Source organism: Aeromonas mytilicola subsp. aquatica (assembly GCF_044336385.1).
GTDB classification, from domain to species: Bacteria; Pseudomonadota; Gammaproteobacteria; order Enterobacterales; family Aeromonadaceae; genus Aeromonas; species Aeromonas rivipollensis.
In genome coordinates this window covers 4,186,445-4,211,958 of sequence record NZ_CP172298.1, presented here as the reverse complement: position 1 = coordinate 4,211,958, position 25,514 = coordinate 4,186,445, and the positions used below count along the sequence as shown (strand labels likewise).

General features: G+C 65.7%; 24 protein-coding genes and 1 pseudogene. 11 read left to right on the top strand and 14 right to left on the bottom strand.

The features are described from left to right. Positions 1-46 precede the first annotated feature (46 nt). The 4 genes from ACFWHB_RS19335 to ACFWHB_RS19320 all read left to right on the top strand — a co-directional run bounded on the left by ACFWHB_RS19335 (position 47) and on the right by ACFWHB_RS19320 (position 2,243). Positions 47-520: a GNAT family N-acetyltransferase gene (locus ACFWHB_RS19335; protein ID WP_106885129.1), complete on the top strand. Its 474-nt coding sequence runs from the start codon at positions 47-49 to the stop codon at positions 518-520. A gap of 27 nt (positions 521-547) precedes the next feature. Further along, a complete protein-coding gene (locus ACFWHB_RS19330) occupies positions 548-793 on the top strand; it encodes a DUF3624 domain-containing protein (protein WP_106885128.1) in 246 nt (81 codons plus the stop codon). Between the two features lie 42 nt (positions 794-835). Next, entirely contained in the window at positions 836-1,582 is a 747-nt protein-coding gene (locus ACFWHB_RS19325; protein ID WP_111910704.1) for an SDR family oxidoreductase, read from the top strand. A 223-nt stretch (positions 1,583-1,805) separates the two neighbouring features. Then, complete coding sequence (locus ACFWHB_RS19320) at positions 1,806-2,243, top strand: hypothetical protein (protein ID WP_106885127.1); 438 nt, start codon at positions 1,806-1,808, stop codon at positions 2,241-2,243. Positions 2,244-2,355: 112 nt separating this feature from the next. Here the strand turns inward: ACFWHB_RS19320 and ACFWHB_RS19315 are convergent, their stop codons facing one another. Beyond that, entirely contained in the window at positions 2,356-2,910 is a 555-nt protein-coding gene (locus ACFWHB_RS19315) for a hypothetical protein (RefSeq protein WP_234568490.1), read from the bottom strand. Between the two features lie 391 nt (positions 2,911-3,301). On the opposite strand from ACFWHB_RS19315, the gene ACFWHB_RS19310 reads away from it, so the two are divergent. Next, a complete protein-coding gene (locus ACFWHB_RS19310) occupies positions 3,302-4,477 on the top strand; it encodes an iron-containing alcohol dehydrogenase (protein ID WP_395949069.1) in 1,176 nt (391 codons plus the stop codon). A 179-nt stretch (positions 4,478-4,656) separates the two neighbouring features. Here the strand turns inward: ACFWHB_RS19310 and ACFWHB_RS19305 are convergent, their stop codons facing one another. The 3 genes from ACFWHB_RS19305 to ACFWHB_RS19295 all read right to left on the bottom strand — a co-directional run bounded on the left by ACFWHB_RS19305 (position 4,657) and on the right by ACFWHB_RS19295 (position 6,981). Continuing rightward, a complete protein-coding gene (locus tag ACFWHB_RS19305) occupies positions 4,657-5,283 on the bottom strand; it encodes a glutathione S-transferase family protein (RefSeq protein WP_395949068.1) in 627 nt (208 codons plus the stop codon). Between the two features lie 101 nt (positions 5,284-5,384). Continuing rightward, complete coding sequence (locus ACFWHB_RS19300; protein WP_395949067.1) at positions 5,385-6,653, bottom strand: O-acetylhomoserine aminocarboxypropyltransferase/cysteine synthase family protein; 1,269 nt, start codon at positions 6,651-6,653, stop codon at positions 5,385-5,387. A 151-nt stretch (positions 6,654-6,804) separates the two neighbouring features. After that, a complete protein-coding gene (locus ACFWHB_RS19295; protein ID WP_005329369.1) occupies positions 6,805-6,981 on the bottom strand; it encodes a hypothetical protein in 177 nt (58 codons plus the stop codon). Positions 6,982-7,081: 100 nt separating this feature from the next. On the opposite strand from ACFWHB_RS19295, the gene sgrR reads away from it, so the two are divergent. Genes sgrR through ACFWHB_RS19280 form a run of 3 tightly spaced genes read left to right on the top strand, consistent with a single transcriptional unit; the run spans position 7,082 to position 10,022 of the window. Continuing rightward, positions 7,082-8,821 carry an HTH-type transcriptional regulator SgrR gene (gene sgrR, locus ACFWHB_RS19290; protein ID WP_395949066.1) on the top strand — a complete coding sequence of 580 codons (1,740 nt, stop codon included), beginning with the start codon at positions 7,082-7,084 and terminating at the stop codon, positions 8,819-8,821. Positions 8,822-8,871: 50 nt separating this feature from the next. Continuing rightward, positions 8,872-9,267 carry an acyl-CoA thioesterase gene (locus ACFWHB_RS19285; RefSeq protein ID WP_106885121.1) on the top strand — a complete coding sequence of 132 codons (396 nt, stop codon included), beginning with the start codon at positions 8,872-8,874 and terminating at the stop codon, positions 9,265-9,267. A gap of 29 nt (positions 9,268-9,296) precedes the next feature. Beyond that, entirely contained in the window at positions 9,297-10,022 is a 726-nt protein-coding gene (locus tag ACFWHB_RS19280) for a hypothetical protein (RefSeq protein WP_395949065.1), read from the top strand. A gap of 45 nt (positions 10,023-10,067) precedes the next feature. Here the strand turns inward: ACFWHB_RS19280 and ACFWHB_RS19275 are convergent, their stop codons facing one another. Further along, a complete protein-coding gene (locus tag ACFWHB_RS19275; RefSeq protein ID WP_395949064.1) occupies positions 10,068-10,817 on the bottom strand; it encodes a lipase secretion chaperone in 750 nt (249 codons plus the stop codon). Further along, positions 10,814-11,725 (bottom strand): lipase family alpha/beta hydrolase, encoded by a 912-nt coding sequence (locus ACFWHB_RS19270; protein WP_368169140.1) that lies wholly within the window; start codon positions 11,723-11,725, stop codon positions 10,814-10,816. Before ACFWHB_RS19270 ends, ACFWHB_RS19275 begins: the two co-directional genes overlap by 4 nt. A 280-nt stretch (positions 11,726-12,005) precedes the next feature. Here ACFWHB_RS19270 and ACFWHB_RS19265 point away from each other — a divergent pair, with 280 nt between their 5' ends. Both ACFWHB_RS19265 and ACFWHB_RS19260 read left to right on the top strand, forming a co-directional pair. Beyond that, positions 12,006-12,431 (top strand): hypothetical protein, encoded by a 426-nt coding sequence (locus ACFWHB_RS19265; protein ID WP_234568558.1) that lies wholly within the window; start codon positions 12,006-12,008, stop codon positions 12,429-12,431. 23 nt (positions 12,432-12,454) lie between these two features. After that, positions 12,455-12,999: pseudogene (locus ACFWHB_RS19260) on the top strand (superoxide dismutase). An 87-nt stretch (positions 13,000-13,086) separates the two neighbouring features. Here the strand turns inward: ACFWHB_RS19260 and ACFWHB_RS19255 are convergent. The 8 genes from ACFWHB_RS19255 to ACFWHB_RS19220 form a co-directional block, all read right to left on the bottom strand. Further along, complete coding sequence (locus ACFWHB_RS19255; RefSeq protein ID WP_395949063.1) at positions 13,087-14,016, bottom strand: ElyC/SanA/YdcF family protein; 930 nt, start codon at positions 14,014-14,016, stop codon at positions 13,087-13,089. Positions 14,017-14,171: 155 nt separating this feature from the next. Continuing rightward, the gene (locus ACFWHB_RS19250; protein ID WP_395949062.1) at positions 14,172-16,916 is read right to left on the bottom strand and encodes a collagenase; all 2,745 of its coding nucleotides are present in this window, start codon (positions 16,914-16,916) and stop codon (positions 14,172-14,174) included. Between the two features lie 177 nt (positions 16,917-17,093). Next, positions 17,094-18,503 carry an AMP-binding protein gene (locus tag ACFWHB_RS19245; RefSeq protein WP_395949061.1) on the bottom strand — a complete coding sequence of 470 codons (1,410 nt, stop codon included), beginning with the start codon at positions 18,501-18,503 and terminating at the stop codon, positions 17,094-17,096. Positions 18,504-18,513: 10 nt separating this feature from the next. Continuing rightward, positions 18,514-19,443 carry an o-succinylbenzoate synthase gene (gene menC, locus ACFWHB_RS19240; RefSeq protein ID WP_106885114.1) on the bottom strand — a complete coding sequence of 310 codons (930 nt, stop codon included), beginning with the start codon at positions 19,441-19,443 and terminating at the stop codon, positions 18,514-18,516. Continuing rightward, a complete protein-coding gene (gene menB, locus ACFWHB_RS19235) occupies positions 19,443-20,303 on the bottom strand; it encodes a 1,4-dihydroxy-2-naphthoyl-CoA synthase (RefSeq protein WP_106885113.1) in 861 nt (286 codons plus the stop codon). Before menB ends, menC begins: the two co-directional genes overlap by 1 nt. Before the next feature lie 86 nt (positions 20,304-20,389). Further along, positions 20,390-21,157 carry a 2-succinyl-6-hydroxy-2,4-cyclohexadiene-1-carboxylate synthase gene (menH, locus tag ACFWHB_RS19230; RefSeq protein ID WP_395949060.1) on the bottom strand — a complete coding sequence of 256 codons (768 nt, stop codon included), beginning with the start codon at positions 21,155-21,157 and terminating at the stop codon, positions 20,390-20,392. 135 nt (positions 21,158-21,292) lie between these two features. After that, on the bottom strand, positions 21,293-23,026 hold the full coding sequence (gene menD / locus ACFWHB_RS19225) for a 2-succinyl-5-enolpyruvyl-6-hydroxy-3-cyclohexene-1-carboxylic-acid synthase (protein WP_395949059.1): 1,734 nt from the start codon (positions 23,024-23,026) through the stop codon (positions 21,293-21,295). A 30-nt stretch (positions 23,027-23,056) separates the two neighbouring features. Continuing rightward, a complete protein-coding gene (locus tag ACFWHB_RS19220) occupies positions 23,057-24,376 on the bottom strand; it encodes an isochorismate synthase (protein ID WP_395949058.1) in 1,320 nt (439 codons plus the stop codon). Between the two features lie 209 nt (positions 24,377-24,585). On the opposite strand from ACFWHB_RS19220, the gene ACFWHB_RS19215 reads away from it, so the two are divergent. Beyond that, positions 24,586-25,491, top strand: a complete 906-nt coding sequence (locus ACFWHB_RS19215) for a 1,4-dihydroxy-2-naphthoate polyprenyltransferase (protein ID WP_162520039.1) — start codon at positions 24,586-24,588, stop codon at positions 25,489-25,491. The last annotated feature ends 23 nt before the right edge of the window (positions 25,492-25,514 follow it).

The window sequence follows — 25,514 nt, the reverse complement described above, 5'->3', positions numbered from 1 at the left end:
GTCGCATTTCTGGTGCTGAGGATAAATAACCGAACAAGGACTCCCCGTGTTGACCGTGCGCGCGGCCCGAACCGATGATTTGGGCGCCATCGTGAAGCTGGAACGCTACTGTTTCCCCCCCGAAGTCGCCTTCGGCCGCAGCCGCTGGCACTACCTGCTCAGCCATGCCAAGGGGCGCACCCTGCTGCTGCAAGATGAGAAGGCGCAGTTGATGGGCTACCTCAGCGTGCTGGAGCACAGGGGCTGGGACAGGCTCATCATCCAGACCCTCGCCATTCGCTGGACGGTGCGCCGCCAGGGCTGGGCCCGGCGCCTGCTGGAGCAGGTGATCCGGGAGGGCCGGGAGGCGGGCTGGGGCGCCATCCGGCTCGAGGTGGCCGACGCCAACCCCGAGGCCCAGACCCTCTACCACAGGCTGGGGTTTCGCCCAAGGCTGCGGCTGCCGGACTACTACGGGCCGGGTCAGCATGCGCACCGGCTGGTGCTGGCGCTGCGCCCCGCCGGGCGGGACGCGTCGTGAATCGCGTCCTGGCATCGAGGGGCAGCCATGGGCTGTGACGACTGTCTGGCCACCGCCATCAAGGCCAAACTCGGGCGTTGCCCGGTTTGCGCCATCCAGACCTTCGTCATCGGGGCCGTGGGCTGGCTGGTCTGGTGGTGGTGTGGCGCCGACACCTCGGTCAACGCCCTCACCGGCCTGCTGTTTGCCCTGGGGGGTAGCGGCCTGCTGCTGCTGCACCTGTCGGTCTTCCTCTGGCGCAAGGTGACGGGGCGCGAGCTGGATAATGAGTGAATTCTTTTTGTTTCAACCAGATAAATAACAATGGAGGTTCAGATGATCGCAATGGTAACGGGCGCCTCGTCCGGGTTTGGTGAGGCCATCAGCCGTCAGCTGGTGCAGGCTGGTTACAGGGTGATAGGCACAGGTCGCCGCGCCGAGCGGCTGGCCGCCCTGGCCGACGAGCTGGGGGAGCAGTTCCTGCCGCTGGCGTTCGATGTGCAGGACAAGGCCGCCACCCGCGCCGCCATCGAGGGGCTGCCGGCCGCCTGGCAGGAGGTGGATCTGCTGGTCAACAACGCCGGGCTGGCGCTCGGCCTTGAGCCTGCCCACAAGGCGGATCTGGAAGACTGGGAGCAGATGATAGCCACCAACATCAGCGGCCTGACCCTGCTCACCCGATTGCTGCTGCCGGGCATGGTGGCGCGCAATCGCGGCCACGTGGTCAACATCGGCTCCATCGCCGGCACCTATCCCTATCCGGGCGGCAACGTCTACGGCGCCACCAAGGCGTTCGTGAAGCAGTTCAGCCTGAACCTGCGGGCCGATCTGGCGGGCACCGCCATCCGCGTCACCAACCTGGAGCCGGGCCTGTGCGGCGGCACCGAGTTCTCCAACGTGCGCTTCCACGGTGACGACGCCAAGGCGGCGACCGTCTATCAGGGGGTGCAGGCCATCCAGCCGGAGGACATCGCCAATACGGTGCTCTGGGTCAGCCAGCAGCCCGCCCACGTCAACATCAACAGCATAGAGATCATGCCGGTGGCCCAGACTTTCGGCCCGCTGCAGATCAGCCGTCGCTGAACCCCGTCTCGCCGGGATGAGAAGAGGCACCCCTGGGTGCCTCTTCTCGCTTCTGCCCTGTCGTTTTTCCCGCCTGCCCGCCGCGTCATCTGGCGTCATTCACCCGCTATCCCAGGTCGCTGCCACCCAGTGGTCAAGTTGGCCTGCAACTTGCTGAGTCATGGTTATTGGCGGGGAGTCTCTCCCCGGACGCCGGCCTGGCCGGCAGCAGCTTGGAGCCTTCATGGACATCAAACCTTATGGTCAGCAACTCGCCCAGAGTGCGTCCCACAGCCGTGCCCTGGCCACCCTCAGTGGCGATGACAGCCAGCAGGGGAGCTGGGATCAGCAGGTCAGCCTCTCCAGCCAGGTGCTGACCGGCAAGGCGCAGCAGGTACTGACTTACGAGCATCTGGCCAGAAGCGGCAAGAGCGCCTCCCTGGCCGGGAGCGCCAACAATACGGTGGTACAACAGCTGGTGGACAAGGCACTCGGCTTCGATCGCAAAAAATTTGACGATCTTGAGAGCCAGATCAAGGGGGTGGCCGACAACAAGGCGCTCTCGGCCGAAGAGCGTGAGACCCAGACCCGGGCCCTGACCGAGCAGCGTGATGCCATGCTCAAGGCGGCCATGGACAGGCTCACCGGCAAGTCGTCGAGCGGGCAGAGCGCCCAGGCCTGACACCAACGACTCGAACGGCAATCTTTGGTGTCAACTGGGCAAGATTTTGCCCCGGATGCGGGAAGGATGAAGCAGGGAGCGCTAGCGCCCTCCCTGCCGCAGACGGTGTGCCTCAGGGCTGTTTGGGCACTATCCCTATGGCGATGGCCGTGGTCTGGACGGCCTTGATCTGATCCCCCTTGGCGATCAGGGCGAACTGGGCAGGATCCTTCACCTTGAGGGTGAGGGTATCGTCCACACCCTTGACCCTGATGGTCTGCTGCGCCTTGTCGACGTCGATGACGTCGGCATAGATGGTGACCTGCATGCCAGCCCCGGCGCCCGGCTGCTCGCCGGCGGCCGCCTTGCTCCCTTCGACCTCCACCACCCGTTTTCTCACGCCGGCTGTGCCCTTGAGCAGCTCGAGATCCAGCAGTTGCAGGTAGCGCAGCGCCACCACGTCCCCCACCTTGAGGTTCTGGAGGTTGGTCACCTCTTCCCCGGCGACCAGATCGAAGGTCTTGCCTTCGGCATTCTTCAGGCTGATCTTGCGGGTCGCGAGATCGATGGCGGTGACGGTCGCCTCGGCCTTCACCTCTTCTGCCAGGCTGGCCTGGCCCGGGGTGACGGCCACATTGGCGGTCACTTCGGCGGCCTGTATCAGGGGATTGACACAGAGAGTGAGCACTCCTGCGATCCATGCGTGCTTCAGTTTCATGATTGAGACCCTATGACTGGAAAACAGAACCCCGCGAGAGGCGTCAGGATGACGACATGGCGCGGCGCCATGACGGAGCGGGGAGTGTTCCCCCGGCTCCAGTGACACCATAGCAAAGTCACACCTGAGTACCATCATGTCAAAGAGAGCGCATCACCATTTTGATGGCCCGCTCCCGTTTTTGACCTGATGGGATGACGGCATGGCGCGGCGCCATGAGGGAGCAGGGGAGTGATCCCTCTGCCCCCGTTTTTGACCTGATGGTATGACGGCATGGCGCGGCGCCATGAGGGAGCAGGGGAGTGATCCCTCAACCCCCGTTTTTTGACCTGATGGTATGGCTGGCGCACAATCCCCCTGCATGCATTCAACCGAGGGCTCTGCCGTGTACAACTTCCAATATGCCAATCCCACCCGCGTCTGTTTCGGGGAGGGCCAGATAGCCACGCTGCCGGAGCTGATACCGGCGGGCAGCCGCCTGCTGGTGCTCTACGGCGGCGGCAGCATCAAGCAAAACGGCGTCTATGAGCAGTTGACCCAGGCGCTGGCGGGCAGGGAGTGGCTGGAGTTTCCCGGCATAGGCGCCAACCCCCAGTACGATCAGCTGATGGAGGCGGTGGATCTGGTCAAGCGCGAGCGCATCGACTTCCTGTTGGCGGTCGGTGGCGGATCCGTGGTGGATGGCACCAAGTTCGTGGCCGCCGCGGCCTGCTTCGAGGGGGAGGATCCCTGGGACATCTTGCTGGACAAGGTGCCCATCAAAGCAGCATTGCCCCTCGGCTGCGTGCTGACCCTGCCTGCCACCGGCTCCGAGAGCAATCCCGCCGCCGTGGTGAGTCGGGGGGAGGCCAAGCTCTCCTTCTACAATCCGCTGGTGCTGCCCCGCTTTGCTGTGCTGGATCCCACCACCACCTACAGCCTGCCGGTGCGTCAGGTGGGCAACGGCGTGGTGGATGCCTTCGTCCACATCCTGGAGCAGTACCTCACCTTCCCGGTGGGAGGGGATGTGCAGGACCGGCTGGCGGAGGGCCTGCTGCAGGTGCTGGTGGACAACGGCCCGCGGGCGCTGACGGAGCCCACCAACTACCAGGTGCGGGCCAACCTGATGTGGGCCGCCAGCCTGGCCCTCAACGGCCTCATCGGGCGCGGCGTGCCCCAGGACTGGTCCACCCATGCCATAGGCCACCAGCTCACCGCCCTGCACGGGCTGGATCATGCCCAGAGCCTGGCGGTGGTGCTGCCCTCCCTGCTGCGGGAACAGGCGGCCCAGAAGCAGGAGAAACTGGCCCAGTTCGCCGAGCGGGTCTGGCACTCCCGCCGGGAGGACAAGGCGCTGCGCATCGAGGAGGCCATCATCCGCACCGAGCAGTTCTTCCAGCAGATGGGGGTGGGCACCCGCCTCGCCGACTACGGCCTGAACGAGAGCTGCATCCCCGCCATCTGCTCCAACCTCAAGCGCTTCGGCCTGACCGCCCTCGGTGAGCAGCAAGATATAGATCCTGACAAGGTGGCGCGGATCCTCTCCCACGCGCTGTGATCCCTGCGTTCTGTGCTCCTATCTCAAGCACTTCGGCCTGACCGCGCTGGGCGAGCAGCAGGATATAGATCCGGACAAGGTCGCCAGGATCCTTTCCCACGCACTCTGATCCTTCCCGAGCTGAAAAGAAAACGCCCCGATTGTCGGGGCGTTTTGCATTCCAGGGCAGGGGCAGTCGATCAGGCGCTCTGATCCAGCTCGCGCTCCAGGGCTGACGCCTTCTGGCGGGCCGGATGGGTATTGAGGCGTTCCCAGTAAGCCTGCAGGTGCGGGAACTGGGCCAGCTGGCCGCTTTGTGCCAGCAGATCCACCAGGAAGGAGTTCATGATGTCGGCGCCGGAGAGGCGATCCCCAACCAGATAGTGGCGGCTGGCCAGCACCTCGTTGAGATAGCCCAGCACCTTGGCGCATTCCGCCTGGGCATAGCCCGGCAGGAAGCGCATCGGGCTGCCATCCTTGCGCACGAACATGTCCAGCAGCAGCGGCAAGATGCCGGAGCTTTCGGCGAAGTGGATCCATTGCAGGTATTCGGGGTAGTCGGGGCTGTCGGTGGCTGGCGCCAGTCGCTCCGGGGCGTGACGGGCGATCAGGTACTCTGTGATGGCGCCCGATTCGGCCAGCACCCGGCCGTCGAACTCGATGACGGGTGACTTGCCGAGGGGGTGGATGGCCTTGAGCTCGGGGGGCGCCAGGAAGCTGGTGGCATCGCGCTGGTAGGCCTTGATCTGGTAGGGCAGGCCCAGCTCTTCGAGCAGCCAGATGATGCGTTGGGAGCGGGACTTGTTCAGGTGGTGCAGGACTATCATGGGAACCTCGATGGGTGGCACAAACGGCTGATACGCGCTGGCGTGGTGACTGGTTCACCGGCAGGCAAAAAAGAGCGGGCAGATGCCCGCTCTGTGCTGACTCAGGCCTCCAGCGCCTGATCCAGATCCGCCAGAATGTCTTCGATCGCCTCGATCCCCACCGACAGCCGGATCATCTCCGGCTTGACCCCGGCCCTGGCCTGCTCGGCGTCGCTCAGCTGGCGATGGGTGGTGGAGGCGGGGTGGCAGGCCAGGGACTTGGCATCCCCTATGTTGACCAGCCGCTTGAAGATCTTCAGCGCATCGTAGAAGCGCACGCCCGCCTCATACCCTTCCTTCAGACCGAAGGAGAGGATGGCCGAGGGGCGGCCGCCCATGTACTTCTCCGCCAGCGGATAATGGGGGTGACCCGGCAGACCGGCGTAGCTGACCCAGGCCACCTTGGGGTGATGCTTGAGGTGGTGGGCGACCCGCAGGGCGTTGTCCACGTGGCGCTCCATGCGCAGGCTCAGGGTCTCCAGCCCCTGCAACAGCAGGAAGGCGTTCATGGGGGCCAGGGCTGCGCCCGTGTTGCGCAGCGGCACGGTGCGTACCCGGCCTATGAAGGCCGCAGGCCCGAAGGCTTCCGTATAGACAACCCCGTGGTAGGAGGGCTCCGGCTGGGTGAGCTGAGGGAAGCGCGCAGGGTGATCCGCCCAGGGGAACTTGCCCGAGTCGACGATGACACCGCCCAGCGAGTTGCCGTGGCCACCGACATATTTGGTCAGGCTGTGCACCACTATGTCGGCGCCATGCTCTATGGGCTTGCACAGCACAGGGGTGGCGACAGTGTTGTCGACGATAAGCGGCACGCCGCGGGCGTGGGCCACCCTGGCGAAGGCGGCGAGATCGACGATGTTGCCCGCCGGGTTGCCGATGCTCTCGCAATAGACCGCCTTGGTCTTGTCGTCGATGAGGGCGGCGATGGCCTCGGCGCTGTCATCTGCGGCAAAGCGCACCTCGACCCCGAAACTCGGCAGCATGTGGGCGAACAGGGTGTAGGTGCCGCCGTAGAGCTGGGGGGTGGAGACAATGTTGTCGCCGGCGGCGGTCAGCGCCTGGATGGCGTAGGTGATGGCGGCGGACCCCGCCGAGACCACCAGACCGGCTATGCCCCCCTCGAGGGCAGCCATCCGCTGTTCCAGCACGTCGTTGGTGGGGTTCATGATGCGGGTGTAGATGTTGCCAGGCACCGCCAGGTTGAACAGATCCGCCCCGTGCTGGGCGCTGTCGAACTCGTAGGCCACCGTCTGGTAGATGGGCACGGCCACCGCCTTGGTGGCGGGATCGTGGGAAAAGCCGTGGTGCAGGGCCAGGGTCGCATCTTTCATCACACACTCCTTGTTGGACGTCGTCGCCATTATGGATGGATAGACGTCCAATCTAGCAGGCCCTGCGCCGATGTAAACCACCCAATCCGGCAAAGCATAGAGGCTTGCAGTGATCCTGCGGTGCCCTTCCCTGCCCGGAGTCCTGACCCAATCAGAGGCGACGGCGATACTCCCTGTCGTCTATCTGGTGCATGTCCCACTGCATCAGGCGGTTGAGCTGATGCATGGGATCCTCGATCAGGGTCAGCGGGCGGGGCAGGATCCGGCGGAAGTAGCGGCGCATTCCTTGCTGGATCCGGTTCGGTGCATGGGGGTTGGTCTGGCTCATGATGGTGCTCCTGTGCTGTGGTGCTCACGTTCGCCAACAGTATTGAGCTAAAATGAGGAAGTAAAAACTGACGACTTGACTGACAAGGATTTCCTCTTTTATGCCCAGCAGCCGCCTCTACCAGCAATTTCAACGGCTCGCCCAGCAGCTTGGCTGCGATGAGCGGGAGGCCAGCCTCGCCGAGGTGGCGGACTTGCTCTGCTGCACCCCGCGCAACGCCCGCCTGCTGCTGCGCCGCATGCAGGATCAGGGCTGGCTCAGCTGGTCGGCCGAGGCGGGACGGGGGCGACGTTCCCGGCTCATACTGCTGGACAACCAGGAGAGCCTGACTCGCCGCCGCCTGCGGGATCTGCTGAGCCAGGGCCAGCTCGCCCAGGCGGTGCGGCTGGCGGAGGGGCGGCTGGATTTGCTCACCCCGCTGCTCATCGAGCAGCTCGGTCAGGCCACCCGGGAGGGGCGCCAGATCCTGCGGGTGCCCTATTACCGGCCGCTGCCCCGCCTGCTGCCCACGGATCCCCTGCGCCGCTCCGAAATTCACCTGAGCCGCCAGATCTTCAACGGCCTCACCCGGCGAAATGAGGAAAATGGGGAAATCGAGGGGGATCTGGCCCACCACTGGGAGTGTCTGGGCCCCTGCCACTGGCGCTTCTATCTAAGGCCTGCAGTGCGCTTTCACCACGGCCGCGAGCTGGCGGTGGAGGATGTGATGGAGAGCCTGCTGGCCTTGCGGGATCGCCCGCTGTTTGCTCACCTCGCACGGCTGGAGAGCCGCTGGCCGCGCACCCTGGATCTGCACCTCGACAGCCCGGATCCCCTGCTGCTGCACCTGCTGGCGGAGCCGGTGGCGGCCATCTTGCCCCGCGAGCTCAAGGGGGAGGCGGGCTTTGCCCTGCAACCCGTGGGCACAGGCCCCTACAGAGTCACCGCCAACGATCCCCTGCAGCTGTGCCTCGAGGCCTTCGACGACTACTTCGGCCTGCGGGCCCTGCTCGACGAGATCGACATCTGGATGCTGCCGGAGCTGGCGGAGCGGCTGGAGAGCCACCTGCAGCTGGGTCGCGACAGTCCCGAGCTCGGCACCATGCGCGGCGAGTCCGAGCTCGAATCCGGCTGCTACTTCCTGCTGCAGGACGACAGATCCCCCCTGCTGCAGGATCCCGCCTTGCGCCAGTGGCTGACCCGGCTGCTCAACCCCATAGCCCTGATGGGGCGGGTCGCCCCCGAGCTGCAGCGGGGTTGGACCAGCGCCCTAGGCCTGCTGCCCCACTGGCGCGAGGCCTTACCCGCCGAGGAGCCTAAACCGGCGCTGCTGCCGACCCGGCTGGTGCTGGCCTGTTTCAACCAGCACCTGGAGTTCAACGAGTGCGCCAATGCCATGGCCAGCCTGCTGGCAGAGCAGGGGATCCGGCTCGAGGTGCGCACCCTGGATTACGGCCGCTGGGTGAGCGGCGCCGATGAAGACGTGGATCTCTGGCTCGGCACCCTGAACCTGGAGCATGAACACGCCTTCGCCCCCTACGCCTGGTTGCAGGGCACCCCCTTGCTGCGCCGGGTATGGGGGGGCCAGCAGGCCCTGTGGCAGGGATTGACGCAGTGGCGCGCCAGCGGCGCCGAGCCTGGCCCGCGCGCCTTGCTGGCCGAGGTGCAGCGCCAGGGCTGGTTCGTGCCCCTGTTTCACCACTGGCTGGAGCTGGAGAGCCGGGTCGGCGTGCATGGGGTGCGGATGACGGCCCTCGGCTGGTTCGATTTTCGCAGCGCCTGGCTCAAACCCGAACAGGGGATGGCGGCGCCGGAAACCGGAGGCGGCTCCCACCCGGATGCCGGGGCGCTTGAGTCATAAGGGTTGGCGCGCTAGCCTGTGCGCGGTCCCACGACAAGGAGTCTAAACCTATGCTGGAAATGCAGATCCAACCCCGTTTTCAAGAGACGGACGCCCTCGGCCACATCAACAATACGGTGCCGGCGGTCTGGTTTGAGTCAGCCCGTGATCCCCTGTTCCGCCTCTTCTCTCCCGAGCTGGATGTGCACAACTGGCATCTGATCATCGCGGGCTATGGGGTGCAGTTCAAACGGGAGCTGTTCTATGGCCAGCAGGTATTGATCAAGACGGGGGTACGGCGCATCGGCACCAGCTCCTTCACCCTCTGGCAGGAGGCCTGGCAGGGGGGCGAGCTGGCGGTGACCGCCGAGACGACCCTGATCCATTTTGACTACCAGACCCGTCAGTCCATCCCCCTGAGTGACGCGCACCGGGAGGGGCTGAGGGCCTGGCTGGTAGAGAGTTAACCTGGCCTTTGGGCCATCACAGGACACTTATGCGCAAGACAGCGATCGCCCTGAGCCTCGGCTTGGGACTGGGACTGGGACTGGGACTCTGCTCCCTGCCTTCTCTGGCCACCACCCTGGCCGAGCAGTTCACCCTGATGGAGAAGGGTGCCGACTATGGTCTCGACACCCGGCTGTTCAGCCATGACGGTGTGGACATCAAGGCCTGGATCGACGGGGTTCCCGTCATCATAGCGGTGCCCATACTGAACGAGCAGGGCAAGCAGGAGGGGGAGAGCCGCTACTACTTCAAGGGGGGCAAGCTGTTCGGGGTGAAGGAGCCCGCGGCCCAGTTCGCCTTTGACGACGGCGGCAAGCTAACCCAGTGGCTGGACGAGAAGGGGCAGCCGGCGGAGTTCGTCAGCAAGATGAGCATGCAGCAGCGGGAGGCCTGGCTCACCCGGCGGGCGGCCGAGCTGAGCGCGCTGTTCGTGCCGAGTCAGGCGGAGCAGCAGGCCGGCGAAGGCGGCGTCAAGCTGAAGGGGGCCGAGCTGACCCGGTGGCTCTGCAACGGCAAGCTGATGGCGCTCGCCAAGGGCGACAAGGTGACCTTCGAGCAGGCGAAGCTCAAGACCAGCCCAGAGGGCATGAAGGGGGAGGTCTCCCTTCGCCAGGAGAAGGGGTGGCAGGATCTCTGCCTCACCTGCGAGGTACAGGGCACCCAGGTGACCCGCCTCACCTGGCAGCCATTGCCAGGAGCCAACAAGCCGCAATAACGGCATCGAGGATCGACGAGGGGGCCAGCAGGGCCCCCTCGCTACTTATGGCCGCTCCCCGAGCCTCAGCCGGGTCAGCGCCTCCACCCGCCGCCACTGCCCGGGCTCGAACCAGCGCGCCAGGATCGCCTGCTGCTGCTCGGCCCGCTCCAGGGGGAGCAGGGGCTCGAGCTCCGCCAGATAGCCCGCCAACTGCCGATCGAACCCTTGCTGGCTCTGCGCCAGCTGGCGCAGCCGATCCACCGCCTCAGGTCCCAGCTGCTCCAGCAGCACGGCGTCCCGCTCGGCGGGGGAGACCCGCTCCAGCCGCTGCAGATCGCCGAGCAGGCGGCCGTTGGCTTCCGCCTCCCTGAACCACTGGGGCTGCTCCGCCAGCCAGAGCGCCAGCTCCTCCCCCAGCATCACCCTGTCGGCGGCGTCGGCCTCTGCCAGCGCCTTGCGCCTCAGGGTCCACTGCTCCATCAGCCTCTCTTCGGCAAAGAGCGACCCCTGCTCGGCGGGGCTGAAGTGTTGCCGGCGCAGCCGCTCACGCTCGTCAAACAGCAGCTGCAGGCTGGCGAGGCCCGGATCCGTCGGCACCGTCAGGCTCCCTTCCGCCCGCAGAAACTGGCGGTAGCGGGCCAGCATGGCGTCCTCTTCGTCCGTCTCGCCCTGCTCCAGCCGCTGGGCCAGCTGGTGGCGAAGGGCTCCCCGCTCCGGTGTTGCCGCCAGATCAGGGGCAGGCTCGGGCCAGAGCAGGAGTGTGCCCAGCAGGGCCGCGCCCAGGGAGAGGGCGACCAGCAGGATCCGTCTCATAGCCCCAGCCTCTGCAAGCGGTTGGCGTGCTGGCGATAGAGGGTGACGGGATCCGTGTCGAACAGGTGGTGGATGCCGAACGACTGGTTCACCTCGTCCAGATGGTTCATCCGGTAAGCCGTGCCTATCACCTTGCCGAGGTGGCTGCTGCAGACCCCGACCAGGCCGTCATTGGGCTCGTGAAAGAAGCTGCCGGTCAGGGCCAGCGCCGGATCCACGGGATCCAGTATGTTGGTCATGTTGCCGCGCCCGCTCCAGGAGAAGTAGTAGACGCCATTGTCGGCCAGCAGCGGCCCCTCGCCGCAGTGCTGGCTGGGCAGCCCTTCCGGATAGCGCTGGTTGAAGCGCTGGGCCCCGGCGCGGGTCAAGGCATCGAGGGAGGCGAGGGGATCCTGGGGCAGGTCACTGCCGCCGGAGAGCAGCGAGATAACCCCGGAGAGCGCCGAGGCGGCGGCCACCGCCAACTGCTCGGCCACCGAGCCCGGCGCCACCCTGGCGCGCACCAGATCGGCGATCTCGGAGCCCTGGTTGACGCCCCCCACGCTGGTGGCGGAGGCGACCAGCTCGGGGGCAACCGAGGCCACATAGCGGATGGTGGGGCCGCCGTGGGAGTGGCCTATGAGGTTCACCTTGTCGGCCCCCGTGATGGCGAGCACCTGCTGTACCTGCCTGAGCAACTGCTCGCCGCGCAGCTCCGAACTCTGGGTGGCGGAGACCTGCGCCACATAGACGCGGGCGCCGTCCCGGGTCAGGGCCTGGGGAATGCCGTAGAAATAGTCGACCCCGAGCAGCTTGTCGAAGCCGAACAGCCCATGCACCAGCACTATGGGATAGCGGGTCTGGGTATAGCCGGCGCCCTGACCCAGCATGGGCAGGGCGCACAAGAGCACCAATAGCCATCTTTTCATCTTCACCATCCTTGTGAAAACCGGCTGCGCTCCGGCAGCCACCGGCCTCATGCCAGTACCGGCAGCATGGTAGCTGAACTCAAATGTATCTGTGGATGGGATCACTAAACCGGGGATTGCAGAAAAACCCTACCCATATGGGCAAAAAGTGGCCGCGCCAACTATTGCTTGTGTCCGCCCATCAAATAAGTTAAATAATAATTATTATCATTTGAGTGTCTGAGTCATGACGTTAACCTGGGTGAAGGGATGGGTCGGTGCCACCGACGGGGAGAGCAGCATGGCGCACTGGAAGGCGCAGACCCTCTGTGGCAATCGCCACTTCGACGCGGGTGAGCACGCCAGGGCGCTCGACTATTACCAGCAGGCCCTGTGGCTGGCCCGTCAGCAGTTCCCCTGCTGGCCGGATGCGGACGAAGCCGTGGCCGCCCTGGTGGTGGCCCACCACAACCTGGCGGATCTGCTGGTGGCCATGACGCTGCCGGACAGGGCCGCCGACATGTTGTGCCATGTCCACGACTGCCTGCTCGCCACCAGCCAGTCTCCCGCAAGCCCCGATCCCCTGCGGGCGGCGGCCCTGCGCCATAGCCGTGGCACCCGCACCGAGCTGCTCGCCTTCGTGCGCAAGCACGGTCATCACGACGGCATCTTGCGCTGCCTCGGTCAATGTCAGTGCCAGACCGAGCCCGCCCATCAATTGCATTGAGCCCAACAAGAGAGAGAACGAACATGAGCCATACCTTGCCTGCCCTCGCCTATGCCTATGACGCGCTGGAGCCCCACATAGACGCGCTGACCATGGAGATCCACCACAGCCGCCACCACCAGACCTACATCACCAACCTCAACGCCGCCCTGGCCGAGCTCCCCGAGTTGGCGGCCCTGCCGGTGGACGAGCTGCTCGCCCGTTTCGACAGCCTGCCGGCCAAGGTGCAGGGGGCGGTGAGCCGGGCGGTGAGCTGGCCGAGGCGATTGCCCGGGATCTGGGGGGCCTGGATGCCTTCAAGCAGGCCTTCACCCAGGCGGCCCTGAGCCGCTTCGGCAGCGGCTGGGCCTGGCTGGTGGTGGACAAGGCGGGCCGCCTGCAGGTGGTGAGCAGCGCCAACCAGGACAGTCCCCTGATGGAGGGGCTGGTGCCTGTCCTGGGGCTGGACGTGTGGGAGCACGCCTACTACCTCAAGTACCAGAACAAGCGTCCCGACTACATAGCCGCGTTTTACCAGGTGATCGACTGGGACGAGGTGGCGCGCCGCTACCGGCAGGCGCTGGCCTGAGCCCTCTCCTTTTCTTCCTTCATAAAAAGAGACCCGCCATCAGGCGGGTCTCTTTTTATGCTCTGCTCAGGGCGCGGCCGCGCTGGTCTATGCCGGTGTACTGGCGGCACCACTCGGTGCCTGTGCTGGCGTGGTCGAGACGGCCGCGCTGGTCGATGGCGATGTACTGGCGGCATCACTCGGTGCCTGTGCTGGGGCGGTCGAGACGGCGGCACTGGTCGCCTTGGTCGCACTGACGGCAGGGGCTGGTGTTGGCTTGGTGGCTGGTGCCATGGGCAGGCAGGGCTGGCTGGCCCCTATGGTGCTCAGGGCCTGGCAGGGGATGGGGCCGCCGATGACGATGGGCTCGCCGAGGAACTTGGGCCCCTTGTCCAGCACGTAGAGATCGAGCAGCCCCATCAGGCGGGCGAACACCTCACGTACCCGGGTCTTGATGCCCTGATAGGCGCTGGGATCCAGGGCGTTGAAGCCGACGGCCTCGATGCCGAAGTGGCGGGCGATGAAGATGGCGCGCTCGTTGTGGAAGGCCTGGGAGACCACGGTGAAGCGGGCCTGACCGAACACCTCCTTGGCCCGCACTATAGAGTCCAGGGTGCGAAAGCCCGCGTAGTCGCTGTAGATGGCGCTGGCGGGGATGCCCGCCTGGATCAGGGCCCGCCGCATCTGGCGCGGCTCGTTGTACTGGACGGTGGCGTTGTCGCCGGAGACCAGGATGTAGTCCACCTTGCCGTTGTTGTAGAGCTCGGCGGCGGCCTTGATCCTGTACTTGAAGTAGTGGTTCGGGCTGCCCCCGATCAGGTACTTGGAGGTGCCGAGCACCAGGGCGACCCTGTTGTAGGGCACCGCATCGACGTCGTCGTAGGTGTAGTGACGGGCGTCGGAGACGGTCCACTCGCTGTAGCCCAGCAGCGCGGCGACTGAGGCCAGCAACAGGCAGAGGCAGGCGAGCAGGATCTTGGCAAACTTCTTCATGCGCGGTGCGGTTCGGGTCTGAAGTAAGAGATGACAGGGGGCCATTCTATTACAAGTTGCCCTGGCGCGTCAGGTTTGATGCGCCGCCATGGCGTCACTCGGGCACAGGCTGTCGCAGAGCGCGGCGCGATCTTGAATCCATCAAGGGGCGCCATAAACAAGGGCGGCCATGGCCGCCCTGTCTCATTCACGCCTCACCCTCAGTGGGCTGAGTCGTTCGCCTTGCACTCGTCAGACTCCTTGTTGGCCTCCCACCAGGGCAGCAGATCCCGGCTCAGCCAGCTCTGGTAGGCTTCGCTGTCGCTCGCGATAAGCGCGTCCAGCTCTGCCTCGAAGTCGCTCATCGCCTGCTGTTGGTCCGGGTTGCGCAGGGCCCGGGCCATGGCCAGCCAGCTGGCGCCGCGGCCGGTCTCGCTGAGGAAGCGATGCACCGTATAGGACCAGGAGTAGACCATCTCGCCACCCTGGTCGTAATCCAGGTGCAGTATGTCGGCCAGGCTCGGTCGCTCGGCCGCCGGGCGACCCGCCACGTTGTCCAGGCCACGGGCGAAGCACTGACCGTGGGCGATGAACTCCGCCAGCCCTTCCGACCACCAGGTGGTGCGATTGAGGGGGTAGTGGCCGAAGCTGCCGTACTGGTTGAAGCGACCATCCAGGTAGTGAACGTACTCGTGGCGCAGGTTCCACACCTGGAAGGCGGGGCGCTTCCACTCTGCCTCATAGGCGAAGAAGCGGGCCTGGTTGCCGGGACGGGCCGGATCCCCCTCGATGTAGATGCCGCCGTTGTCGGTGGAGACACCGCCAAACAGGGCGCTGCCGTAGCGCTTCCAGTCGGCGGAGGAGTCGAAGATCACCAGCTCCAGCGCCTCGTTGTGGTCATCCGCCACCGGCTGCCAGCCTGTTTCCATCTGCTGATGGAACTGCTCTTCCTCGGCCCCCAGCTCGCGGCAGATGCCGTCGGCCTGATCCTGGCTCAGCTCCTGGGCCCGCAGGCGCAGGGTCGGCGAGCAGGTGTGCTCGAACGGCAGCACATCCTCCAGCCGTATCGGGGTGCAGAGTCCGGCAAGCTCGCCGCTGATGCAGGCTTCGCTGGTGCGGTCCGTGTAGGTCAAATAGTAGGTGGAGAGGGTCAGTGACATGTCTTCCAGCAGATCCTGGCTCTGCTGGCCACCCGGGATCAGGCTGTGATGACGGATGAGGTCGATGACTGAACCATCCAGCAGCTTGCGATAGTTTTCGCTCTCGTCGGGACGGGTATAACGGGCGACCCGATAGAGGCGGGTGTAGGCATCCAGCACGTTGTTGAGCAGGAACAGATCCTTGCCATCCCGTCCTTGCCACAGCGACAGCTCGCTCATGCCGAGGGCGTGCAGCTGTTTGCGCAGCTCACCATCCTGCTGGCGGAAATCGGCGGCGAAGGGATCGCTGTAGTCGCTGGCGAAGTCGAGGAAGTTGAGCAGATCGAACAGTCCGGTCGCCCAGGCATGCTGACCATTGATCTCGCTGGCATGCTGTGTGCTGTAAGCCAGCATCTGGTTGAACTGGCCGAGCAGGGTGCCAAAGCGGCTCTGTACCGCCGGGCTCTTGAACTGGCCATGCAGGGCGATGCTCCAGGCACCCATGACGGCTCCCACCTCATCGCTGGCCTGCTCCGGATAGAGCAGCGGATGGGCACCGAGCGCCGTCAATGCTTCGGCCAGCGCCTCGGCGGCGGCCGGGCCGTCTTCCTTGTGCTTGCCGTAGTTGTGGTAGTTGTGGGCGCGCACGTATTCCAGCAGCAGCTTCATGGCCGGATGGGCCGGCTGATTGGCCGCCAGCAGGCTCTGGATGCCGCGGGACACCGCCAGCAGCTTGGTATCATCGTGACCATAGTTCTCCTGCCAGACCGGCGCGGGCTGGCCACTGGCATCCTGCACTATCTTGGCCGCTTCGGCGTCCAGCAGCTCAGTGCCCGGCAGGTCCGGCTCGGAGCAGGCGCGGCCGTCGGCACGGCGACAGTCGAGCTGCTCTTCCTTGCTGGCCAGCACTATGGGGCGGTTGAGCACCCGGCTCTCCTGCCACTCGGTTGTCTGTGGCAGGCTCTGCCATTCGTTGCCCCCCACCGGGTATTGATAGCCGGTGTCCTTCAAGACCACCTGCACTTCGCTGCCGGCGGGCAGGGTCTGACGGCACACCCGATAGCTGATGGTCTTGTCCCCTTCCTGACGGGTCTGGGGTTCATCGCACTCCTGCTGGGCCTTGATCTCGTCCAGCAACCAGGTGTACTGGCGCCAGACGTGCAGCTCGCTCACCTGGCTGGCGGCCTGACTGCCTGGCACGGGTTGCAGGCGGAAGAAGATCTGCTCGAGGCGGCCGTCCCGCTCGTTGGGGGTCTCCTCAAGCACGCTAAGCTGTTGCCAGTCTTGGGGCTGGTACTGCCAAAGCTGCTCGGCGCAGCGCCCATGGGCGTTGAGCTCGCAGCGCTCCAGCTCCTGCTTGCTGTGGCCCAGGACGATGCGCTCGGGGAGCGGCAGGGCATCCTGGCGCGGTGCGGTCGGGGTACCTGTCAGCGGCTCCCAGCGGCCCTGTTTCAGGCCGTAGCCATAGTCATAACTGCTGGCCGGGATGGCCTTGCCGGCCGGCACCACCTCTTCACAACTGAGGTAGCGGATCTGCCAGCCCTGCTCGACCTTGAGCTGCGGCTCGCCGCACTGCTGCTCGGCCAGGGCCGCCAGATTGGCACCGCGCCAGTCGAAACGGCGATAGACCCGCAGTTGCTGATAGGGGGCATCGCCATTGCGGGCGCTCAGCTCATAGGTCACTTCGGTGAGGCTGTCCCCCAGCTGACGGCTGGCTTCGCTTTTGAGTTGATACTCTTGCCAGTCGGGGGAGTAGCTGGCCAGCGCCGAGGTGGCGAGCAGGCCGGGGGCTGCCAGGAGCAGCAGCCGGGTAGAGAGGTGATTCATCATGATCCCTTTGGTGGATGGAGTGGCGTGGGGACCAGACAGGGTATTGGGCTCCAAAGGAATATCAATGCGCCAGATGGCATCAAGGAATCATGTATTCGGAAGGAAACAACATAGAAACAGCCCCAAAAGGGGCTGTGTTGATAGCAAGGACTCCGCCTCATATGGGGGGCGCTCTCAGTCCGCGGCTTGCAGGCTCCGGGCGAGCAGGGTGCGGGAGGGTTTCAGGCTGCCGCCGAGATCCGGCCAGGGATGCCACTGATCCGGCACCATAAAGCCAGGCAAGGACTGCCTGATCCAGGCGGCCAGCTCGGCGTGGGGCACGGGCTCTGCCAGCCAGTCGATGAAGGCGGCGGGGCGCTGCCCCCACTGTGCGCTGAGGATGGGCACCACCAGGGCCTGGGCCACGGCGGGGTGATCCACCAGCCGCTGCTCTATGGTCTCGGGCTGGATGTTCTCCCCTCCCGAGATGAAGAGGTTGTCGAGCCGCCCCTCCACCACCAGCTCGCCGTCCGGGGTGAAATGGCCCTTGTCCCGTGTGTGGAACCAGCCCTCCTCATCCAGCGGCAGCACCAGCTCCCCGGCCTGGAAATAGCCGGCAAAGAGGGTGTCGCCGCGCACGCAGATCTCCCCCTGGCGTATGCAGACCTCCCGCCCGGGCAGGGGCCTGCCCACTACCCCGCCACCGGCAGGCAGGCCGGTGCAGACCTGGCTGCCCATCTCGGAGAGGCCATAGCTCGACTTGGGGGTGAACCCCAGGGCCTTGAGGCGATTGACCAGGGGCTCAGGGATGGCGGCCCCCCCGAGCAGCAGCTCGCGCAAGCGGGTGCGACCGGGGTCGAAGCCTTGCGCCAGCAGGCGCCAGAGCTGGGTCGGTACCAGCGAGAGGTGGGTGATGGGCTGATCCTCGAGCCGCCCCTTGAGGGGCTGGCTGCGATCGTCCAGCACCAGGCTGGCCCCCGCCAGGAAGACCCGGAACAGGATGGCGTAGCCGCCCACGTGAAACAGCGGCAGGGAGAGCAGCCAGCCGCAGTCGGCATCGAGCGGGATCAGGCTGGCCGAGCCCCGGGCCGAGGCGAGGTGGTTGGCGAGGCGGTGCACCACGGCTTTGGGTGTGCCGCTGGATCCCGAGGTGAGGATCATGTTGTTGAGCTGGGCCGGTTCAAGCGGCCAGGCTTCCTCGCTTGCCGGCAGTTCACCCCTGAAGTCGAGCTGCAATGGCAACCCGCTCCCCACCGGAATCTCCCCCGCTGACCAGAAGGCGCAGGCATCAAGCTGTGCGGCCAGCTCGGCCTGCCTGGGGAGGGGGAAGGCGGGATTGAGCGGGCAGAAGACGAGGCCGCTGCGCACGCAGGCCCAGGCCAGCAGCACGTCCTCCAGGGCGCCGCGCACCACGGCGACCAGCCGGTCGCCGGCCTTTAAACCCGCCTGCTCGAGCTGCTTGCACAGGCCGTTGAGCCGTGCATCCAGCTGCCGGTAGCTGAGGGAGCCGTTGCCGTGGATGGCGATGCGTTCGGGCGTTGTCTGTGCCCAGTGGCGCACCGGGCAGGCCTCCAGTGAGGTGCCAGCTGCACGGACGGGCGGCATGGGAGCCCCTTCAGTCACGGTGAAACAGGGGAGTCATCAGGCTTGGGTCGGGTTGACCCTGCTTGTCCAGCAGATCCCTGGCCAGCCAGCGCCTGGTATCCAGGCCAGGGGCCTGATCCGGCGCCCACTCCCCCGCGAGGCGGGCGAGCTGACCGAGACCGACGCCTGACTCGAAACAGGAGGAGACGATGACTTTCAGCTTAAGCTCGCGGGCGCGGGCCACCAGGGCCTCGCTGTTGGCCAGGGAACCGAGCAGGGTTGGCTTGAGCACCAGGGCCTTCAACTGGGGTATGGGTTCCCATGGCTTGCCCTGGGCCAGCAACTCGTCGAGGGCCACCGGCATGCCGGTACGGTTGGCGACGAAGGCGATGTCGGCAAAGTCGGCACAGAGATCTTCCAGGTATTCGATCCGGTTCGGATCCAGGTGACCGCAGAAGGCCCAGGCCTCCTCGCGGGTCCAGCCCTGGTTGGCGTCCAGCACCAGCTTGAGATTGGGGCGCCGATCGAGCAACAGGCGGATCAGCGCCAGCTCGTCCCGCATGGGGTAGCGGGCTACCTTCAGCTTGGCCTTGAGGGGGGTCTCGTGCAGCCACTGCTTCCAGTTCTTGAGCAGCTCCTGAGGGGAGCCCTGAATGAGGGGATAGGGTTCGGGCAGGCTGGTGCTCTGCTGTGGCCAGTGACGGCGGGCACAGTCGAGCCCGAACTGCACCGAGGGTAGCCGGGGGGCTATGGTCTGCCCCCGGGCCAGCTGCGCCAGGCAGGCCAGGCTCTCGGCTTGCGCCTCGGCCAGGCTCTCCCTGGAGAAACCGGGCAGGGGGGCTATCTCCCCCCAGCCGTCGTTGATGCGCACCAACAGGCCCTCTCGCGCCACCTCCACCTTGCCGTGAAAGGTCAGGGGTTGGGTAAAGGGCAGTTGGTAGCGATAGAGGGCGAGTGTCATCAGGGGTTCCGCTTGTATTTGGAGAAGTCGGGGCGGCGCTTCTCGTTGAAGGCGTTACGCCCTTCCTGACCCTCTTCGGTCATGTAGAAGAGCATGGTGGCATTGCCCGCCAGCTCCTGCAAACCGGCCTGGCCGTCGCAGTCGGCGTTCAGTGCGGCCTTCAGGCAGCGCAGCGCCATGGGGCTGTTTTGCAGCATCTCCCGGCACCAGCGCACGGTTTCCCGCTCCAGCTCGGCCAGGGGCACCACAGTGTTGACCAGCCCCATGTCGAGGGCTTGGCTCGCATCGTACATGCGGCACAGGAACCAGATCTCGCGGGCCTTCTTCTGGCCGACGATGCGGGCCATGTAGGAGGCGCCCCAGCCGCCGTCGAAGGAGCCAACTTTCGGGCCTGTCTGGCCGAACTGGGCGTTGTCGGCGGCTATGGTGAGATCGCACATCATGTGCAGCACGTGGCCGCCACCGACCGCATAACCGGCCACCATGGCGACCACGGGTTTGGGGCAGGTGCGGATGTCGCGCTGGAAGTCGAGTACGTTGAGGTGATGAGTCCCCTCGTCGTCGCGGTATCCACCGTAGTCGCCACGGATCTTCTGGTCACCGCCGGCGCAGAAGGCCTTCTCGCCAAAGCCGGTCAGTATGATGGTGCCCACCTTGTCGTCGTAACGGGCATCGGCCAGGGCCTGCAGCATCTCTTTGACGGTGCGGGGGCGGAAGGCGTTGCGCACCTGGGGACGGTTGATGGTGATCTTGGCAATGCCATCCTGGGACTTGTGATAGAGGATGTCCTCGTAACCGGCGGAGCAATCCTGCCACTCAATGGGAGCGTACAGTTCCGCTTCCGTCATTGCCTCAATCATGGTGTTTTCCTTCTGGTGTGGTAGAGGTCAGCCGGGCAACCCTGTCAGGGGCGACGGGGGCATAGGGTTGCGCTTCCGTCATTGCGTCAGTCATGACTCTTCTCTTCTGGTTGTTTGACCCAGTCCCGCAGGAGCCGGGCAAAGGTGTCGGGCTGGCTGGCGTGCAGGTTGTGCCCGCCATCCAGAGCCAAGTGATTGATATTGCAGCCTTGCTTGACCAGCTGGCAAGCCAGGCGATGGAATTTGTGATCCCGGCTGCCGGAGATCCAGCGCACCGGCAACCGGGTTTTGCCCAGCCAGGGGGCGAGATCCGGCTGCTTGCCGAGCGAGGTGGCGCGCAGCATGGTCGCCACGGCTCTGCCCTCGTTGCCAAGGCGTTTAGCCATTTGGCGGCCACGGGCCTCCTCGTCCAGATCGGCGAACACCCCCTGCCGGTACCAGTCCGCCAAGACCTGGGCCAGGGGTTCGCGCTCGAAGCGCCGGGCCCAGCCCTCGTCGTGTTTGATGCGGGCGGCGCGCTCGGCTACCGGCAGGCCGGGGTGGCAGTTCTCCAGCAAGAGCGCCTGCAAGCCGGCGGGGGACTGGCTGGCGTGATAGAGGGCGAGCCGCCCCCCCAGGGAGTAGCCCGCCAGCCGGTAGCGCGTTATACCCCGCGCGGCCAGCTCGCCGCAGAGCCATTCGTGGGCCTCGTCAAAGCCGCTCACCCTCAGCCCCTTGTTGCTGCCGTGGCCCGGCAAGTCCAGCGCGTGGCAATCGATTCCAGGCATTGCCTCGATCACTGGCTGCCAGTCGTCGGCATTGCCGAGCAGACCGTGCAGCAGTACCAGGGTTGGCAGGTCAGTGCTAGATGCCACGGATAAGGGTTCCCAGTGCCTTGAGATCCTCGGCTGCCTCGTTGTCACGCAGAACCTTGATTTCATATGCCACGGATAAGGGACCCCAGTGCCTTGAGATCCTCGGCTGCCTCGTTGTCACGCAGAACCTTGATTTCATATGCCACGGATAAGGGTTCCCAGTGCTTTAAGATCCTCGGCCACCTCGTTGCTCGGCACCTTGATTTCAATCAGGGTTACCCCTTTTTCCAGGGCGGTTGCGTAATCTTGCTCGAACTCGGCCAGGGTGGTCGGCGCTCTGTAGTGCAGGCCGAACATGGCGGCGGCGTGCTCGAAGTGCAGGCCGTGGGGCAGGCAGTAGTAGGTCTCCAGCAACGCATCTTTAGTCGGTACCGGCAGCATGCGGAAGATGCTGCCACCGTCGTTGTTGAGCAGGATCACCACCAGGGGGCGGCTCCCCTTGCCGAGCAGGGCCAGGCTGTTGAGATCGTGCAGGGCGCTGAGATCGCCGAGCAGCAGTGTGGTCGGCTCGTCGCTGGACAGGGAGAAACCGAAGGCAGTGGCGATCAGGCCGTCGATGCCGGAGGCGCCGCGGTTGGTCATCAGCCGGCTGGGGCCCTTGCCGGTTTCGCCGAGCATGTCCATCAACCGGGCCGGCATGCTGTTGCCGACGAACAGCTGGCCCTGGATGAGCTGGGTCAGACGGTGGCAGACCCCGAGTTCTGAGAAGCGATCGCAGGCGCGGCGGATCTGGCCGCTGATGCCCTGCTGGCGCTCCGCCAGCCGGTGCCAGGGCAGATGGCGGTGGTCCACCGGATGGGCCGCGGCGAAGGCGCCGGGCGTACACACCAGGCGGCGACGCAGCCGGTAGTCCGGATCCAGCCTGGCCGGTTGCGGGTCCACCAGCCAGTAATCCTGCCAGGGGTGCTGCTTGATGAACTGGCCGAGCCGCTTGGAGATGAGGCGGGCACCGAACTGCAGCAGCACCTCGGCCCGGGCCAGCTCGGTCACGAAGCAGCTGTTCTGCAGGGCAAGATCCATGTGGATGAGGTTGCGGCTGTCGAAGCGGATCTGGCTCTGCAAGTCCGCCAGCAGCGGCCAGCCGAGGCGCTCGGCCAGCTGGGCCACCCTCTGCGCCTCGGCCGGGTCCTGAATGCGGCCCGCGACTATGACGCCGCGCTTGCCCTGCAAGGCGGCCCAGTCGGGCTGGCGGGGGCAGTGCTGCTCGCCCTGCTGCCAGGGGCTCCAGGGCTCCCTTGAATGGAGCCAGTCGCCGAGCGGGGCCAGGTAGTCGGAAAAGTCCAGGTACGCCTCGCCGGGATAGAGGGGCTCGGGGTACATGCAGTTGAAGTGAACCGGCCCCGGGGTCAGTGCCTGCTTGGCCAGGGCCTGATCCACCGAGCTCAGCACGAAGGCCGCCGGTATGGTCGGGGTGGGGCTCGGCAGGTTCTGCTGATAGACGGGGTAGCGACCGAAGATCCCCTGCTGATCGATGGCCTGGTTGGCGCCGTTGTCGATGAGCTCCGGGGGGCGGTCGGCGGAGAGGATGATGAGGGGAACCCCGGTGAGCTGGGCCTCGGCCACCGCGGGCCAGAGGTTGGCCACCGCAGTGCCCGAGGTCATGATCACCGCCACCGGTCGGCCGCTCCCCTTGGCCAGCCCCAGCGCCATGAAGCCCAGACCCCGCTCGTCGAAGTGGAGATGACGGCGAAAGCCTGGATGGGCGGCGGCGGCCATGGTGAGCGGCGCCGAGCGGGAGCCCGAGGCCAGCGCTATGTCCCGCACCCCGAGGCGATAGAGCTCTTCCAGCAAGAGGGAAGACCAGACGTGGTTGAAGGTGGCATGCTGGCTGGCAAACGCTCGGTGCTCAGGCAATTGGCTGGCGGGCATAAGGCTCTCGCAGTGGGTCGATGAAAAACGCTATCCCAGCAGGGAGAGCACGTTGGCGATCTTGTTGTCGAGTTCGGCCCACTCGGCGGCAGGCTCGGACCCGGCCACTATGCCGGCACCGGCAAACAGACTGATGCCCCGGGCCGTGATGCGGGCGCTGCGGATGGCGACCGAGAACTCCGAGGTCTCCCGGCTCAGCATGCCGCAGGCACCGGCGTACCAGCCGCGCTGGTAAGGTTCATATTCGCGGATAAAGGCCAGCGCCGCCTCGCGGGGGGCTCCGCCCACCGCCGGCGTCGGGTGCAGGGCGGCCAGCAACTGCCAGTCGCACACGCCGGGTTTGAGCTCGGCCTCGATGTCGCACTTGAGGTGTTGCAGCAGCCGCAGTTTCAGGATGCGCGGCTCGGTCAGGGTGGCGTCCGTGGTGAGGGGCGCCAGGCGGCTCAGGATGTCGGCGTGCACCAGCCGGTTCTCCAGCCGGTTCTTGCTGTCGGCCAGCAGCTCGGCGGCCAGGGCTGCGTCGGCCGCCTCGTCACCGGAGCGGCGTATGGTGCCCGCCAGCGCCTCGGTGAAGAGGTGGCCGCTCTCCCGGCGATAGAGGCGCTCGGGGGAGCAGGAGATGAAGCTCTGCTCGGGGGAGAACTGGAAGCCGAAGTGGAAGCACTCCTGGGCGTGACTTGCCCACTGGGTGAGCAGGGACCAGGGGCAGAGGGGGGCATCCCCATGCTGGCCGGTCAGCACGCTTTCCCGGGAGAGCACCACCTTGGGGGTGTGGGCCTGAAAGGCGGGCGCCGTCACCCGCTCTACCAGGGGTTGCCACTGGGCCTGACCCGGGACATCCCGGCGCTGCCAGGGGCGTTTTTGCAGTGGGGGCAGGGGGGCTTCTGGTTGCAGGGCGTCGAGGGCTGCCTCGGCCGCCTGCAGTTCGGCATCCAGATTGCCGTCGGTCAGCCAGAGGTTGAGGCAGAGGCTGACACACTCTCCCCGGCGCACCAGCTCGATACGCGGCAGCACGAAGCGGCAGGGGCCGAATCCCTGCCAGCCGGGCTGGGCCGGATCGAACGCCAGGCCGCCGTAGTAGCGGGGGCTGTCTTCACTGTTTGCGTTGGCGAGATCGCAGACCCGCTGGATATCCGCTGGCCGGGTCAGCTCGTGGATGGCGCCGAGGGCCACGTACTCGGGGCTCCTGGGGCCGCGGGCCTGCCAATAGATGCGGGGATACAGGGTCTGCGCCGCCAGCCATCCCGGGAAGAGGTCGACGTTGGCCGCCACGCGCAACCGCACGAAGCCGCTGACATTGCTGTGACGCAGGGCGTCCAGTTGTTGCTTGAGATGGGTCTGAGCCAACATGGATGTCTTGTCTGAGCCGGATAGTCGCAATCGCTCTGGGGGAGGATGGCGCAGGTTGATGCCAAAGGGCGATGATTTCCTATATATTATCTGCCCATTCTTCCATGTAAATTGCCCGAGGGAGCCCAGCCCCCACGGAGCCAAGTATACCTAAATCCGGTTCGATAACCCTTAACACGATCAATATCTGATTGTTTGGCCATCACAATATGACAAATACCTTCTCTGTTTGGTTGCTGGCGGCGCGTTTGCGAACACTGCCCCTGGCGTGCTCCTCCATTTTGCTGGGCTCGGGGCTCGCAGCCAGTCGGGGGGCCTTCGACGGCGCCATCATGGGCCTCTCCCTGTTGACAGCCATACTGCTGCAGATCCTCTCCAACCTGGCCAACGACTATGGTGATGCGGTCTCCGGGGCCGACAACGGCGAGCGGATCGGGCCCCAGCGTGCCGTGGTCTCCGGCCTCATCACCCGCCACCAGATGTGCATTGCCATGGGATTGACCGCGCTGGCGGCCGTGGTGAGCGGCCTCTCCCTGCTGGTCTGCGCCTTCGGGGAGCAGTGGCAGCAGATCCTGACGTTCATCCTGCTGGGGGGGGCGGCTATAGTCGCGGCCATCACCTACACGGTGGGCAAGACCCCTTACGGCTATCGTGGTTTCGGGGACATCTCGGTATTCCTGTTCTTCGGCCTGCTGGGGGTGCTCGGCTCCTACTACCTGTTCACCCATACCCTGCAATGGGATCTGCTGCTGCCCGCCACCGCCTGCGGCCTGTTGGCGACCGCCGTGCTCAACATCAACAATGTGCGGGACATAGAGAGCGATGCCGCCAGCGGCAAGATCACCCTGGCGGTGCGGCTCGGCCGCAACCGCGCCATCGCCTATCACTGGGGGCTGCTGGGGGGGGCGCTGCTGGCCACCATCGCCTTCCTGCTGACTCAGCCCGCGAGTGTCTGGCCCTGGATCTTCCTGCCCGCCATCAAGCCCCTCACCGATGCCGCCCGCACCCTGCGCGAGAGCTTCGATGGCGAGGTGTTGACCGGCGCCCTCAAGAAGACCGCCATCAGCGCCTTCCTGTTCAGCCTGCTGCTCTCGGTCGGGCTGGCGCTCTCCTGAGCGCTGTGCCGCCATGGAGTGGC